Below are 15,091 nucleotides of genomic sequence, written 5' to 3'. Positions count from 1 at the left end.
CCTCGGCAGGAGCGACCTCGGCCGCGAGGCCAGCACACATTCAAACCTTCCCGGCTTCGCGCCTGAAGGCGCTCCTACGGTCTATTGGCAGCCGGCCATGCAGCTGTTGAGGCGCTCGCCGCACACTGCCGCGGCCGAACGGTTCTGGCAGAACGCCTGCGAGGTCTGGCAGGCACCACGCAGCTCCGGGTTGGTGATCTTGTCGCACTGGTTGTTCCGGCCCGCCTCGCCGCAATCCCCGAAACTGCGCGGGTTGGCATTGCAGGCCTGGTAGCGGTTCTGGCAATAGTCGACGCAGGCCGCCGGATCTCCCTTCGGTGCCACCTGCCGGTAGCTACCACACCCCAGCAGCAAGGCGGCCAGAACCCCTGACAGCACGATGGAAGCTCGCATGACTTTTCCCTTCCTGACAATGGTGACCGCAGTCAGCGCTCGATCACCCGACCGCCGCACTCAACCACACAACTACGCCAAGACGCCTCGCATGGCCCGGTGCTGGCCACCACGCCTGGACAGAATGAGCCCGCGCCATTGACGACCTCGCAACGCTCGACATCCTTGTCCTGCACATAAATCCGCTCACACTTGTGTTCGACCCTCTCAGCCCTGCTCTCACACAAGGATGCCTCGTTTTGAGCGAGCATTTCGGCATCGCTGATGCACAGCGTCTTGCGGCTCGAACATTGATCTACACAGATCCGCCCTGCGGCTGTCTCTGGCATGACCACCTCATAGGATCTGCAGCCGGTGACCACCACGGCAGAAGCCACTACCACAAGCCACATCCAACGATGGCACCAACCATGATCTCGCGACATGCATCCTCCCTGACCAAGTCATACCGGCAGTCAACGTGCCCGAAAACGACGATGGCCCGAGCATAGCCCGGGCCATCGCGATATCTCCAGTGACAATGGCGAGACTTACTCCACGATCACCGGAATCTTGCCGATGCGGGCCTGCCATTCGCGCGGGCCGGTCTTGTGCACCGATTCGCCGGTGGAATCCACCGCCACGGTCACCGGCATGTCCTGCACGGTGAACTCGTAGATCGCTTCCATGCCCAGGTCGGCGAAGCCCACCACCCTGGAAGCCTTGATCGCCTTGGACACCAGGTAGGCCGAACCGCCGACCGCCATCAGGTAGGCCGACTTGTTGTCACGAATGGCCTCGATCGCGGCCGGGCCACGCTCGGCCTTGCCGACCATGCCCAGCAGGCCGGTCTGCTCCAGGATCTGGCGGGTGAACTTGTCCATGCGGGTGGCGGTGGTCGGGCCGGCCGGGCCCACCACTTCGTCGCGCACCGGATCGACCGGGCCCACGTAGTAGATGAAACGGCCCTTCAGGTCGACCGGCAGTTCTTCACCCTTGTTGAGCATGTCGACCATGCGCTTGTGCGCGGCGTCGCGGCCGGTCAGCAGCTTGCCGTTGAGCAGCAGGGTCTGGCCCGGCTTCCAGCTGGCCACTTCTTCCGGGGTGACGGTGTCCAGGTCGACACGGGTGCCCTTGGAGGCGTCGTAGGTGATCTGCGGCCAGTCTTCCAGCGACGGCGGGTCCAGCATCACCGGGCCGCTGCCGTCCAGGGTGAAGTGCGCATGGCGGGTGGCGGCGCAGTTCGGGATCATCGCCACCGGCAGGTTGGCGGCGTGGGTCGGGAAGTCCTTGACCTTGATGTCCAGCACCGTGGTCAGGCCGCCCAGGCCCTGCGCGCCGATGCCCAGCGCGTTGACCTTCTCGTACAGCTCCAGGCGCAGCTCTTCGGCGCGGTTGGACGCGCCACGGGCCTGCAGGTCGGTGATGTCGATCGGCTCCATCAGCGATTCCTTGGCCAGCAGCATCGCCTTCTCGGCGGTGCCGCCGATGCCGATGCCGAGCATGCCCGGCGGGCACCAGCCGGCGCCCATGGTCGGCACGGTCTTGAGCACCCAGTCAACGATGGAGTCGGACGGGTTGAGCATGGCGAACTTGCTCTTGGCCTCCGAACCACCGCCCTTGGCGGCAACGATCACATCGACCGTGTCACCCGGCACCACCTTGATGTTGACCACGCCCGGGGTGTTGTCCTTGGTGTTGGTACGCTTGCCGGCCGGGTCGGCCAGCACCGAGGCGCGCAGCTTGTTGTCCGGGTAGGCGTAGGCGCGGCGAATGCCCTCGTTGGCCATGTCCTCGACGCCCATGGTGGCGTCGTCCCAGCGCACGTTCATGCCGATTTCCAGGAACACGGTGACGATGCCGGTGTCCTGGCAGATCGGGCGGTGGCCCTCGGCGCACATGCGCGAGTTGATCAGGATCTGCGCGATCGCCTCCTTGGCGGCCGGCGATTCCTCGCGCTCGTAGGCGGCGGCGAGGTTCTTGATGTAGTCGACCGGGTGGTAGTACGAGATGTACTGCAGCGCGTCGGCGACGGACTGGATGAGGTCTTCCTGCTTGATCGATGTCACGGCTTGCTCGCTTGCTGAAGGCTGGCGGGGGTTCAGCCGGGCATTTTACGCCCTGCCGCCAAGCCGTGCGCCCCGGCTGGAACAGCCCCGGCCGCGAAGCCGGGGTTCCAACCGACCCGGACATCCCGCCAATCCGTGCTCCCGTGCATCGCGCCCGGCGGCGCTCCTACACTGTCACGCCGGTCCGCGCTGCCGCGTCCTTGTCGCATGAACGCCGAAACCCCCTTCCAGACCCACCGTCCGCGCCTGATGGCGCTCGCTTACCGCCTGCTCGGCAGCCGTTCCGATGCCGAGGACGTCGTCCAGGACGCCTGGCTGCGCTGGGCCGAGGCGGCCCCGGGCAGCATCGCCGACCCGGAAGCCTGGCTGGTCACCGTCACCACCCGGCTGGGGCTGGACCGCCTGCGCGCCGCCTCCCGGCAGCGCGTGGACTACATCGGCCCCTGGCTGCCGGAGCCGCTGCAGGTCTCGCTGGACCTGCCCGCCCCACCCGCCCCGGACCAGGTCCACTCCCTGGCCCAGGACCTGTCGCTGGCCTTCCTGACCCTGCTCGAACAGCTCAGCCCCGACGAACGTGCCGCCTTCCTGCTCAAGGAGGTGTTCGACCACGACTATCCGCAGATCGCCCGCCTGCTCGGCCACGGCGAAGCCAACTGCCGCCAGCTGGTCCACCGCGCCCGCCAGCGCCTGCAGGCCGGCCGGCCGCGCTTCGAAGCCGATGGCACCCAGCACCGCCAGCTGTTGGCGCGCTTCATGGACGCCTGCCAGGACGGCGACAGCGATGCCATCCAGGCCTTGCTGCACACCAATGCGCGCCTGCTTTCCGACGGCGGCGGCGTGGTGACCGCGGCGATCCGTCCGTTGCTCGGTGCCGAGCGCATCGGCCGCCTGTTCTGGGCCATCGCGCGGCGTGGTGGCGCCCAACCGGCCCGGCTGGGCAGCGTCAACGGGCAGCCGGCCATCCTGCGTTTCCACGCCGGCCAGCTGCACTCGGTCACCACCATCGAGGTGGTCGATGGCCGCATCGCCACCATCTACAGCGTGCTCAATCCGAACAAGCTGCCCACCCCTGTCACAGCCGGTGACGCTGGCGCGTCCTTGCAGTGAAAGACGGCCACCGTGGCCGTCATGGAGCCCATGATGTCTTCGTCCAATTCCCCCCGCGTCCCTTATACCCGCCTGGCTGCCGAGGCGTTCAAGGGCCTGCTCGCCACCAGCAAGGCCGTGCACGACAGCTCCATCGACTCGGACCTGCTTGAACTGGTGTTCCTGCGCGTGTCGCAGATCAATGGCTGCGGCTACTGCATGGACATGCATGCGACCACGCTGCGCAAGGCCGGCATCGAGCCGCGCAAGCTCGACACCCTGCCCGCCTGGCATGAAAGCCGCTTCTTCGATGCCCGCGAGCGCGCCGCACTGGGCTGGGCCGAAGCCCTGACCCGCCTGCCCGACGGCGCCCCGTCGCAGGCTGCCTTCGACGCCCTGGCACCACACTTCGATGACAAGGGCATCAGCGACCTGAGCATGGGCGTGGCGGTGATCAACGCCTGGAACCGGCTGGGCGCGGGCCTGCTGCCACCGCTGCCCTGAGAAAGCGCCAGGCAAGCACCCGGCCAGCGTCGCCTGGTCCGATGGCCGGTTCCCGCGCCAGACCGCACAATACGCGGCATGGGAACCCTCGTCCTGATCCTCGACCTCATCGGCACCTTCGTCTTCGCCCTGTCCGGGGCGACGATGGGGGTGCGCCGGCGGCTGGATATCTTCGGCGTGCTGGTGCTGTCCTTCGCCGCCGCACTGGCCGGCGGCATCACCCGTGACCTGCTGATCGGCGCCACTCCGGTGGCGGCGATCAGTGACTGGCGCTACCCGGCCATCACCCTGGCCGCAGGCGTAGTGACGTTCTTCTGGGCACCGCTGATCGAGCGCCTGCAGTACCCGGTGCGGATGTTCGATGCGATGGGCCTGGCCCTGTTCGCGGTGGCCGGCACGCAGAAGGCGCTGGCGTTCGGCATCGCCCCGCCGATGGCCGCCGCGTTGGGCATGTTGACCGGCATCGGCGGCGGCATCGCCCGCGATGTACTGCTCGCGCAGGTGCCGCTGGTGCTGCAGGCCGAGCTGTACGCGGTGGCCGCGCTGGCCGGCGCGGCGGTGGTGGCCGTGGGCTACTGGCTGGGCCTGCCGCCCCTGCCCTGCGCACTGGCCGGCGCCGCGCTGTGCTTCGGGCTGCGCATGATGACCATGCATTTCGGCTGGCACCTGCCGGTGGCGCTGCAGTCCTCCGATCCGCCACCGCCGGAAGGCCCGCGCCGCTGAGCCTGCCGAACGAGAAGTAACGACATGCTCACGCCGCTTGCGCCATGTTGGGGCTTCTTTTGCAGGAGACGACCATGGCAGCACAACGTTCCGACACCCTGATTGGCGATGACGTGGTCCGCAGCCTCGGCCAGCAGGGCCAGTCCTCGCAAGTCCTGGTGCAGGTCAAGGATGGGCAGGTCACGCTGTCCGGTGACGTCCCCAGCACCGCCGCCAAACAGCAGGTCGAACAGCTGGTGGCTGGCATTGATGGCGTGCGCGGCGTGCACAACCACCTCAATGTCGACACCGGCACCCGCTCGTTCGGTGAGCGCGGCCAGGCCGTGCGCGACAACCCCGATGGCCGCGACGACGCACAGATGGGCGACATCGACCTCGGCAAGGACGGCTGAACGCAGCGGTACGCGGTAACCTGAAGCGGCCCCCGTCCGCCTGAGCCGCCATGCCGCATCCCGCTTCCGCACCGAACAACGCCTCGGGCAAGCAACCCAGTTTCCGTGAGCGCATGGACGCCATGCGCAACCTGCCGCCGTTCCTGCGGCAGGTCTGGCAGACCAGCCGCTGGTTGACCCTCACCAGCCTGGGCCTGCGCCTGATCCGCGCGCTGATGCCGGTGGCGATGCTGTACGTGGGCAAGCTGATCATCGACGAGGCCGTGCGCCTGGCCGGTGCCGGCGCGATGCCACCGTTGGGCGAGGCGCTGGCCAGCGGCCACCTCAACACCCTGCTGGAACTGCTGCTGCTCGAACTGGGCATCGCCATCGGCTCGGACCTGCTCGGCCGGCTGGTCAACTACGCCGATTCATTGCTGTCGGAGCTGTTCACCAACGCCACCAGCGTGCGCCTGATGGAGCACGCCGCCGAGCTGGACCTGGAGGACTTCGAGGACCCGGACCTGCAGGACAAGCTCGACCGCGCCCGGCGCCAGACCATGGGCCGGATGAGCCTGATGGCGCAGCTGTTCGGGCAGGCGCAGGACATGATCACCGTGATCAGTTTCGCCGCCGGGCTGGTGATGTACGCACCGTGGCTGATGCTGTTGCTGGCGGTGGCGCTGGTGCCGGCCTTCATCGGCGAATCGCACTTCAACACGCTGGGCTATTCGCTCAATTTCAGCTGGACGCCGGAGCGGCGCCAGCTTGACTACCTGCGCCAGGTCGGCGCCAGCGTCGAGACCGCCAAGGAGGTGAAGATATTCAACCTCCACCGCTTCCTGATCGACCGCTACAAGCTGCTGGCCGAACGCTTCTACCGCGCCAACCGCGCCTTGGCACGCAAGCGTGCGGTATGGGGCACGTTGCTGGCCGCGCTCGGCACGCTGGGCTACTACGCCGCCTATGCCTACATCGCCTGGCGCACCATCCGTGGCGAGTTCAGCATCGGCGACCTGACCTTCCTGTCGGGCAGCTTCATGCGCCTGCGCCAACTGCTCGAAGGCCTGCTGAGCGGCTTCTCGCAGGTGGCCAGCCAGGCGCTGTACCTGGACGACCTGTTCTCGTTCTTCGCGATCAAGCCCGAGATCCATTCCACCCCGGACGCCATCGCCATCCCGCGCCCCATCCGCGAGGGCTTTGTGTTCGAGAACGTCGGCTTCCGCTACCCCGATGCCGAACGCTGGGCGGTGCGGCACCTCGACTTCCAGTTGCGTGCGGGCGAAGTGATCGCGCTGGTCGGCGAGAACGGCGCCGGCAAGACCACCCTGGTCAAGCTGCTGGCACGGCTGTACGACCCCGATGAAGGCCGCATCCTGCTCGATGGCCGCGACCTGCGCGACTATGACCTGGACGACCTGCGTGCCAACATGGGCGTGATCTTCCAGGACTTCGTGCGCTACCACCTGTCGGCCGGGGAAAACATCGGCGTCGGGCTGGTCGAAGCCATGGACGACCAGACCCGCATCCGCGATGCCGCCCATCGCGCGCTGGCCGACGAGGTGATCGAAGGCCTGCCCAATGGCTACGCGCAGTTGATCGGCCGCCGCTTCAAGACCGGCGTGGATTTGTCCGGCGGCCAGTGGCAGAAGATCGCCATCGCACGCGCCTACATGCGCGATGCGCAGGTGATGATCCTCGACGAGCCCACCGCCGCGTTGGACGCACGCGCCGAGTTCGAGGTGTTCCAGCGCTTCAAGGAATTGTCGGACAACCGCACCGCCGTGCTGATCTCGCACCGCTTCTCCTCGGTTCGCATGGCCGACCGCATCCTGGTGCTGGCCGACGGCCGCATCGAGGCCAGCGGCACCCACGCGCAGTTGATGACCGAAGGTGGCCGCTACGCCGAGCTGTTCGAGCTGCAGGCGGCGGGTTACCGCTGAGCCGGGAAGCCAGCGGAGGGTGCCGAGCCATGCCCCCTCCCCATGCCTGCGGAAAAGGGAGGGCGCCGAACCGCTTCTCCGGCGATGGGACCGAGTAAATCACCTCAAATGCGATTCATTCCCATTTGGGCCAATTCGGCTAGAATAGCCGTGACACTCCAAATCCGAACCACAGCAATGTCTTCCGCTTTTGGCGCCGAAACGGTGCTCGAAGTCCGTCACTGGACGGACGCCTACTTCAGTTTCTCCACCACCCGCGACAGCGGCTTCCGCTTCGACAACGGCCAGTTCGTGATGATCGGCCTGGAAAACGAAGGCGCCCGCCCGCTGATGCGCGCCTATTCCATCGCCAGCGCCAACTGGGAAGAGCAGCTGCACTTCTTCAGCATCAAGGTGCAGGACGGCCCGCTGACCTCGCGCCTGCAGCACCTGAAGGTGGGCGACAAGGTCCTGGTCGGCAAGAAGCCCACCGGCACCCTGCTGATCAGCGACCTGCACCCGGGCAAGCACCTGTACCTGCTGGGCACCGGTACCGGCCTGGCGCCCTGGCTGAGCATCGTCAAGGACCCGGAAACCTACGAGCGCTTCGAGAAGGTCATCGTCTGCCACGGCGTGCGCTTCGAGAAAGACCTGGCCTACCGCGACTACTTCGAGAAGGAACTGCCGCAGGACGAGATCCTGGGCGACATCGTCCGCGACAAGCTGCTGTACTACCCGGCGGTCACCCGCGAGCCGTTCCCCAACCAGGGCCGGTTGACCACGCTGATGGAAACCGGGCAGATGCAGCAACGCCTGGGCCTGCCGACGCTGGACCCGGCCAACGACCGCTTCATGATCTGCGGTAGCCCGCAGATGCTGGCCGACCTGCGCAGCGTTCTCGACGCACGCGGCTTTGAAGTCTCCACCCGCATCGGCACGCCGGGGCACTACGTGTTCGAGCGGGCCTTCGTCGAGAAGTAAGCCAGGCAAGCGCCCGGCGTGACCACGTGCAACGGCTGGGTCCTGCGGGGATCCAGCCGTTGTCGTATCCGGCGGCTCAGCCCAGTGCCGCGCGGATATCCGCTTCCAGCGATTCCGGGCGCGCGGTCGGCGCGTAGCGGGCAAGTACCTGCCCGTCGCGGCCAACCAGGAACTTGCTGAAGTTCCACTTGATCGCACCGATGCCCAGCGCCCCGCGCTTCTGCCGTTGCAGCCAGTGCCAGAGCGGATGGGCCTCCGGGCCGTTGACCTTGATCTTGCCCGACATCGGGAAGCTCACGCCGTAATTGAGCGCACAGAAGCTGGCGATCTCACCGGCTTCGCCCGGCTCCTGGTGGCCGAACTGGTCGCAGGGGAAGCCGATCACCACCAGGCCCTGCGGCCCCAGTTCACGCCACAGGCGCTCCAGCCCTTCGTACTGCGGCGTGAATCCGCATTTGGAGGCGGTGTTGACCAGCAGCAGCACCTTGCCGCGGAATCCGTCGAGCGCCAGCGGCTGCCCATCCAGCGCCGTGGTCTGGAAATCGTATGCACTGGTCATGGCTGCGCCTCCGGAATGAGCCTGCAAGCCTACGTCATCGCGGTCTCATCGGCGGCCAACATGCGCCAACCGCCTCGCCCATGCCGTTCGGCACACCCCCTGCCCTGCGCCCCGGGTTACCCTTTCCGATCAGTCTTATCCGGAGTTTCCGACTTGAATACCCACCTTGCCCTTGCCCTTGCCGCGACCCTGGGCCTTGCCCTGCCGGCCTACAGCGTGACTGCCCACGCCGCCACCGCCCAGACCGCCCAGCAGGCCAACCCGTTCTTCGCCGAAAGCACGCTGCCGCTGCATTACCCGCAGTTCGACAAGATCAAGGACAGTGACTTCGCCCCGGCATTCGACGCAGGCATGGCCCAGCAGCTGAAGGAAGTGGAGGCGATCGCCAACAACCCGGCCGCACCGACCTTCGACAACACCCTGATCGCGCTGGAAAACAGCGGCGCCATCCTGGACCGCGCCACCACCGTGTTCTTCGCGCTGATCGGCGCGGACACCAACGACGCGCGCAAGAAGCTGCAGGCGGACTACTCGGCCCGGTTCGCCGCCCACAGCGACGCCATCAACCTCAATGGCAAGCTGTTCAGCCGCATCGAGACCCTCTACAACGACCGCGCCAAGCTGGGCCTGGATGCCGAGGGCCTGCGCCTGGTCGAGAAGTACTACGACAACTTCGTCCGCGCCGGCGCCAAGCTGTCCGACGCCGACAAGGCCAAGCTCAAGGACATGAACGCCGAGCTGGCCAACCTGGGCACCCGCTTCAGCCAGAATGTGCTGGCCGAGGTCAACGCGTCCTACATCGTCGTCGATGACGTCACCCAGCTCGATGGCCTGTCCACCGAGCAGGTCGCCGCTGCCGCCGAAGCCGCCAAGGCCCGCAAGCTGGACGGCAAGTACGTCATCGCCCTGCTCAACACCACCGGCCAGCCGGCGCTGACCAACCTGACCAACCGCGCGCTGCGCCAGCGCATCTACGAAGCCTCGGTGTCGCGCGGCAGCAAGGGGGGCGAGTACGACAACACCGCGCTGGTCTCGCGCATCATGACCATCCGCGCCGAGAAGGCCGCGCTGATGGGCTTCCCGAACTTCGCCGCCTACTCGCTGGGCAACCAGACCGCCAAGACCCCGGAAGCGGTCAATGCCATGCTCGGCCAGCTGGCCCCGGCCGCGGTGGCCAATGCCAAGCGCGAGGCCGGCGACCTGCAGGCCATGATCGACGCCGAGCAGAAGGCCGCCGGCAAGCCGACCTTCGAACTGCAGCCCTGGGACTGGGCCTTCTACAGCGAGAAGGTGCGCCAGGCCAAGTACGACTTCGACGAATCCCAGCTCAAGCCGTTCTTCGAGCTCAAGAGCGTGCTGGAAGACGGCGTGTTCTTCGCCGCCGGCAAGGAATTCGGCCTGACCTTCAAGCAGCGTACCGATCTGCCGGTCTACCACGACGACGTCACCGTCTACGACGTGTTCGACGCCGATGGCAGCCAGCTGGCGATCTTCATCTTCGACCCGTATGCGCGCGAGTCCAAGCGCGGTGGCGCCTGGATGAACTCCTACGTCTCGCAGTCCGCGCTGACCGGCGACAAGCCGGTGGTGGCCAATCACCTCAACATCCCCAAGCCGCCGGCAGGCAAGCCGACGCTGCTGACCTGGGACGAGGTGAACACCACCTTCCACGAGTTCGGCCACGCCCTGCACGGCATGTTCTCCAACGTGAAGTACCCGTACTTCTCGGGCACCGCGGTGCCGCGTGACTTCGTCGAGTTCCCGTCGCAGGTCAACGAGATGTGGGCCGACGAGCCGACCATCCTGGCCAACTACGCCAAGCACTACCAGAACGGTTCGGCGATGCCGCAGGCGCTGCTGGACAAGGTGATCGCCGCATCCAAGTTCAACCAGGGCTTTGCCACCACCGAGTACCTGGGCGCGGCGATGCTGGACCAGCGCTGGCACCAGATCGGCGTCAGCGACGTGCCGGCACCGCAGGACGTGATGAAGTTCGAGCATGAAGCGCTGGTCAAGGACGGCATCTACTACGCGCCGGTCCCGCCGCGTTACAAGACCCCGTACTTCAGCCACATCATGGGCGGTTACTCGGCCGGCTACTACGCCTACATCTGGTCCGAGGTGCTGGACGCCAACACCCAGAAGTGGTTCCGCGAGCACGGCGGCCTGTCGCGCGCCAACGGCGACCATTTCCGCCAAACCCTGCTGTCCAAGGGCGGCAGCGTGGATGCGATGGAGCTGTTCCGCAACTTCGCCGGCCACGAGCCGCAGATCGAGCCGCTGCTGGAGAAGCGTGGCCTGACCTCGGGGTCGACCGCGAAGTAAGCTTCACCGCGCATGCAAAGCGAAACGCCCGGCACTGCCGGGCGTTTCTTCATCGGGTTCTGGTGCTGGAGCAAAGCGCCCTCATCCGCCCTGCGGGCACCTTCTCCCGCAGGCGGGAGAAGGGAGAGCCATCGGCTTCGATCCTTGGCGGCGCCCGTACCCGTGACGGCTTGCGGAGAGTTGAGCAGCTGCCTTCTCCCGTGCGCGGGAGAAGGTGCCCGCAGGGCGGATGAGGGCCGCCGACGCGCAACGCGGCCGCCTCAGCCCCTCGCCTCCACCACCACCGTCGCCGTCATGCCGTTGGCCAGCACGATGCCATCATGCACCGTGCCCGCGTCCAGCCGAATCCGCACCGGGATGCGCTGTGCCAGGCGTACCCAGTTGTAGGTCGGGTTGACGTTGGCCAGCAGGTCGGTGCCGGTCGGGCTGTCTGCATCGGTGATGCCATGCGCGATGCTCTCGATGTGGCCATGCAGGGTCTGCCCGCTCATCAGCTCGATCTTCGCGCCGTCGCCGACATGCAGCTGCGAGAGCTTGGTCTCCTCGAAGTACCCGTACACCCAGAACGAATCGGTATCGATCAGCGCCAGGCGCGCGGCGCCGGCACTGGCGTAATCGCCCTGGCGGACCTCCAGGTTGGTGACGTAGCCGTCCACCGGCGCACGCACCTGGGTGCGCTCCAGGTTCAGCTCGGCGGTCGCCAGCGCGGCCTGGGCCTGCTCCACCGCCGCCAGGGCCTGCTGCTGGGCCGCGCTGGCCTGCTGCCGGCTGGCCTGCGCCTGCGCGACCCCGGCACGGGCGGCCTGCGCGGCACTGCGTGCATCGCTGCGCGACTCCTCGGAGATCAGGCTGCCGGCAATGCGCTCACGGCGCTGGTACTGCAGCTCGTAGCGGGCCGCGTTGACGCTCTGCTGCGCGGCACCGGCCGAAGCGGCCTGGATGCTGGCACCGGCGGCACGCGCAGCGGCCTGCGCCGCGGCCAGGTTGCCGCGCGCCTGTGCAAGCGCATTGCGGTAGCGCTCCTCGTCGATGGTGAACAGCACATCGCCACGCTTGACCTGCTGGTTGTCCTGCACGGACACGCCGGTCACCGGCCCGGAGACGTCCGCTGCCACGCGCACCACTTCCGCACGCAGGCGGCCCTCGCGGGTCCACGGCGAGTACATGTAATGGCGCCACATCGCGATGGCGATCAGGGCCGCGATCACGACGACCACGGCGGTAAGGGAGAAACGAAGCAGGGATTGGGTCTTGGGAGTCATTGGGGGAATCTCAGAACAGCAACAGGCCTAGGCCACCAAACAGGCAGGTGAACACCGCGATGCGGAACAACGAGGGGTGCCACACGTAGCGATACCAGCCGCGCCGCCCGGCCACTGCATCCAGCGCCCACAGCAGGGCGCAGACCACGCAGAACAACACCAGCAGGCCGGGGAACAGGCTGCCGCCGAAGGCGATTTCAATGGGCACGGGGCAGTTCCTCCAGGGTGGGGTCGGTTGCAACGATGTAGGTCGCCATCACCGAGTGGTCATCGACCATCGCCAGGCGCACCAGCCGCAGGTGCCGCAGCACCTGCCGCGCAACGCCACGCTGGCCGGCTTCTTCACGCGCGGCATCACTGGCCTGCCGCAGTTGCTGGTCGGCGCGCCACCAGGCATGGCGGGACGGCTGCTGGAAGAAGTCCGCCAGCGCCGCCACCGCCGCATCCACCTGCTGGTGCAACGGGCCGGACAGGGGCTCGCGTGCGACGTCATGGCGCAGGTGGATCAGCGCGCGACCGGTCTCGTTGACCGCCAGCGCCCAGGCCAGCAGCCGCCGCGCGTCCTCGCTGCCGGGCGTGGTGTGCACCACGATCTGGTGCACCAGGTCGCTGTTCATGCTCTCGAACCGATGCCGCAGCCCGGGCAGTGGCCCTTGCGCGGCCAGGCGCACCTGCGCCCGCAGTGCCGCCATCTGTCGCCGCCGCAGCCACGACGAACCGGCCACCGAGGGCAGCAGCATGAAGCTCACCAGCGCCGCCGCCAGCGCGGTCAGTTGCGACAGGCTGTCGTTGAAGAAGTGCTGCGGGTCGAACACCATCGGGTTGGTCAACGCGAGGATATTGACGAAGCCCATCGCGTAGCCCAGGCCGAGCGCGGCCAGCTTGGGGCGGGTGGTCAGGTACGGGCCGACGATGAAGAACGGCAGGATGCCCGCCACCAGCAACGCATAGCCATCGAGCCGGGTCAGCACCTCGAACTCGCAGGCATAGCCGGCCACCAGGCCCAGCAGGTAGCCGCCGGACATCCTGACGGTCAGCCGTGCGGCGTTGGGCACCGTGGCGAACAGGCCGGAGAAGATCGTCGCCAACAGCATTGCGTTGGCGCCCATCGGCCAGCCGGTCGCGATCCAGAACGCACCCAGCAGCAGCATCGTCACCGTGGTGCGGATGAAGGCCAGCCCGGCGCCGGCATGGTCATTGCCGCGCACGAAGTGCACCTGCTCCACGCCGCCGGAGGCCACCACCCGGTCCAGCAGCTGCGCGCGGGCCTGCACATACGCTTCGAGCTCATGGGTGAAGCGCAGCAGCAGGCCGGTGCCTACCTCGAAGTCCTCGGCCTGGGCACGGTCAGCCAGCTCCTCGCGCAGCCGTGCGGCGCGCTCGGGCAAGGCCTGGTGCACCGCGTGGATGCGCGTGGCCAAGGCCTCCGGTGCCAGCGAAGCCGCCGACTGCAGCGCGTTGCCCAATGGCTGGTACAGGGCCACCAACGACTGCGCCGCATCGGTGTTGTCCATCCGCATCAGCCGGTTGATCAGGTGGTGCAGGGACTGGAAGCTGGTCGAGGCCGCCATGAAGCGCTGGTTGAACTGCTGGATGTGCAGGCTGCGCGCGCGCGCCTCCGGGTCTTCGAAGATCACCGAACTGCGCAGGTCTTCCAACGTCACCGCATCGCGCACCACGCGCAGGTGCGCCTGTTCCATGCGCTCACGCGGCAACTCGCCCTGCACCGCCTCGCGCACGAACTCCAGGAAGTTGGCGTACTGCCCGCGGACCGCCGCGCGCAGGGTGTCGCGCAGGCGCACCGGCAGCACGGTGTCGCTGATCACCGCGCTGACCACCAGGCCCAGCATCACCTCGCTGATCCGGGCCACCGCCGAATCGAACACCTGGCCCGGATGGGTGGAGATCACCGGCAGGGCGATGATCGCCGCGGTATAGCCGGCCAGCACGAAGGCGTATGACTTGAAGTTGCGGTGCAGCGTCGCACCGGCGGCACAGGCACCGATCCACAGCGCCATCACCAGCAGGAACGGTTCGCGCTGTTGGGGGAACAGCGCCACGATCGCCAACGCGGCGGCGGCGCCGACCAGCGTGCCGAGCACGCGGTAGAAGCCCTTGGCCAGCACCATGCCGCTCTGCCGGTGCATGACGATGATGGTGGTCATCATCGCCGTCCCCGGTTGCGGCAGGCCCATGCGCATGGCCAGCCAACCGGTGATGAAGAACGACAACGCCACGCGCAGCACGAACAGCCAGGCGTCGGCTTCGCCTTTCAGGAAATCACCCAGGCCCGCGTACCACGGGGCGGCCCCGGTACTCGGCGTGGCGGAGGAAGGTACGGCGGACATTGCGACCTCAGATGGCGTCGATGCCGGCAAGCATCTTTTTCAGCAGTGCTTCCAACTGGTGCTGCTCGGCCTCGTTCAACCCTTCCACCTGCTGCAGCAGCAGGCCGGACATGGCCGGCAGCATGCGCTCCACGCAGGCCACGCCTTCGTGGGTCAGGCGCAGGTCCAGCTTGCGCCGGTCCTCCGGGTGCGGAATGCGCTCCAGCAGCCCCTTGCGGCACAGCAGGTCGGTCAGGCGGGTGATGTTGGCCGACTTCTCGGTGGCCGCACCGGCCAGCTCGGACGGGCTGACCGGGCGGTCCGGTGTGCCGTACAGCATCATCAGCACGTTGTATTCGGCGTGGCAGAGGTCGAAGTCGCGCAGCACCGCGTTGGCGTGGTCATGGACCGACTTGTAGATGCCCTTGACCAGCCGGACCAGCACCGCCGGTTCGCGCGGAAAACCCGGCCACCGGTTGCAGGTGGCATCGATGCGGATTTCGGTGGGATCGAAGCTGCTCATCGCCAGGGAAGGAGTCAGGATTGGCGAATATAATACACAAATGAAATATCAATGAGTGAATGAAATA

General features: G+C 67.1%; 14 protein-coding genes. 7 read left to right on the top strand and 7 right to left on the bottom strand.

What is annotated here, in order from left to right; all coding sequences use genetic code 11:
• Positions 1 to 81: 81 nt before the first annotated feature.
• Together ACIPR8_RS06645 and ACIPR8_RS06640 are read right to left on the bottom strand one after the other, a co-directional pair.
• Positions 82 to 393 carry a hypothetical protein gene (locus ACIPR8_RS06645; RefSeq protein WP_446540493.1) on the bottom strand — a complete coding sequence of 104 codons (312 nt, stop codon included), beginning with the start codon at positions 391 to 393 and terminating at the stop codon, positions 82 to 84.
• 530 nt (positions 394 to 923) lie between these two features.
• A complete protein-coding gene (locus ACIPR8_RS06640) occupies positions 924 to 2,441 on the bottom strand; it encodes a fumarate hydratase (protein WP_192288433.1) in 1,518 nt (505 codons plus the stop codon).
• 207 nt (positions 2,442 to 2,648) lie between these two features.
• Here ACIPR8_RS06640 and ACIPR8_RS06635 point away from each other — a divergent pair, with 207 nt between their 5' ends.
• The 6 genes from ACIPR8_RS06635 (at position 2,649) to ACIPR8_RS06610 (ending at position 8,028) form a co-directional block, all read left to right on the top strand.
• Complete coding sequence (locus ACIPR8_RS06635) at positions 2,649 to 3,548, top strand: RNA polymerase sigma-70 factor (RefSeq protein ID WP_446540492.1); 900 nt, start codon at positions 2,649 to 2,651, stop codon at positions 3,546 to 3,548.
• Between the two features lie 33 nt (positions 3,549 to 3,581).
• Entirely contained in the window at positions 3,582 to 4,031 is a 450-nt protein-coding gene (locus ACIPR8_RS06630) for a carboxymuconolactone decarboxylase family protein (RefSeq protein ID WP_446540491.1), read from the top strand.
• 78 nt (positions 4,032 to 4,109) lie between these two features.
• The gene (locus tag ACIPR8_RS06625; protein ID WP_446540490.1) at positions 4,110 to 4,754 is read left to right on the top strand and encodes a trimeric intracellular cation channel family protein; all 645 of its coding nucleotides are present in this window, start codon (positions 4,110 to 4,112) and stop codon (positions 4,752 to 4,754) included.
• A 74-nt stretch (positions 4,755 to 4,828) separates the two neighbouring features.
• Positions 4,829 to 5,146: a BON domain-containing protein gene (locus tag ACIPR8_RS06620; protein WP_192288430.1), complete on the top strand. Its 318-nt coding sequence runs from the start codon at positions 4,829 to 4,831 to the stop codon at positions 5,144 to 5,146.
• A gap of 50 nt (positions 5,147 to 5,196) precedes the next feature.
• On the top strand, positions 5,197 to 7,068 hold the full coding sequence (locus ACIPR8_RS06615) for an ABC transporter ATP-binding protein (RefSeq protein WP_446540489.1): 1,872 nt from the start codon (positions 5,197 to 5,199) through the stop codon (positions 7,066 to 7,068).
• A 177-nt stretch (positions 7,069 to 7,245) separates the two neighbouring features.
• Positions 7,246 to 8,028: a ferredoxin--NADP reductase gene (locus ACIPR8_RS06610; protein ID WP_132864188.1), complete on the top strand. Its 783-nt coding sequence runs from the start codon at positions 7,246 to 7,248 to the stop codon at positions 8,026 to 8,028.
• A gap of 76 nt (positions 8,029 to 8,104) precedes the next feature.
• Here ACIPR8_RS06610 and ACIPR8_RS06605 read toward each other — a convergent pair whose 3' ends face one another.
• Positions 8,105 to 8,587 carry a glutathione peroxidase gene (locus ACIPR8_RS06605; protein WP_323439577.1) on the bottom strand — a complete coding sequence of 161 codons (483 nt, stop codon included), beginning with the start codon at positions 8,585 to 8,587 and terminating at the stop codon, positions 8,105 to 8,107.
• Positions 8,588 to 8,740: 153 nt separating this feature from the next.
• On the opposite strand from ACIPR8_RS06605, the gene ACIPR8_RS06600 reads away from it, so the two are divergent.
• On the top strand, positions 8,741 to 10,912 hold the full coding sequence (locus ACIPR8_RS06600) for a M3 family metallopeptidase (protein WP_446540488.1): 2,172 nt from the start codon (positions 8,741 to 8,743) through the stop codon (positions 10,910 to 10,912).
• A 260-nt stretch (positions 10,913 to 11,172) separates the two neighbouring features.
• On the opposite strand, the gene ACIPR8_RS06595 is transcribed toward ACIPR8_RS06600, so the two are convergent.
• From ACIPR8_RS06595 to ACIPR8_RS06580, 4 genes are read right to left on the bottom strand one after another with little or no spacing between them, the layout of a single operon-like run.
• A complete protein-coding gene (locus tag ACIPR8_RS06595; protein ID WP_132864191.1) occupies positions 11,173 to 12,174 on the bottom strand; it encodes an efflux RND transporter periplasmic adaptor subunit in 1,002 nt (333 codons plus the stop codon).
• Positions 12,175 to 12,184: 10 nt separating this feature from the next.
• Positions 12,185 to 12,382, bottom strand: coding sequence for a DUF1656 domain-containing protein (locus ACIPR8_RS06590; RefSeq protein WP_132864192.1), 198 nt, complete (start codon positions 12,380 to 12,382; stop codon positions 12,185 to 12,187).
• Complete coding sequence (locus tag ACIPR8_RS06585) at positions 12,372 to 14,522, bottom strand: FUSC family protein (RefSeq protein WP_446540487.1); 2,151 nt, start codon at positions 14,520 to 14,522, stop codon at positions 12,372 to 12,374. Before ACIPR8_RS06585 ends, ACIPR8_RS06590 begins: the two co-directional genes overlap by 11 nt.
• A 7-nt stretch (positions 14,523 to 14,529) precedes the next feature.
• Positions 14,530 to 15,024, bottom strand: a complete 495-nt coding sequence (locus ACIPR8_RS06580) for a MarR family winged helix-turn-helix transcriptional regulator (RefSeq protein WP_192288424.1) — start codon at positions 15,022 to 15,024, stop codon at positions 14,530 to 14,532.
• Between the last annotated feature and the right edge of the window lie 67 nt (positions 15,025 to 15,091).

It is taken from the genome of Stenotrophomonas sp. LARHCG68, from assembly GCF_052871705.1.
The sequence above is the reverse complement of the archived record's forward strand: the minus strand, read 5'-3'. Positions and strand labels throughout refer to the sequence as shown.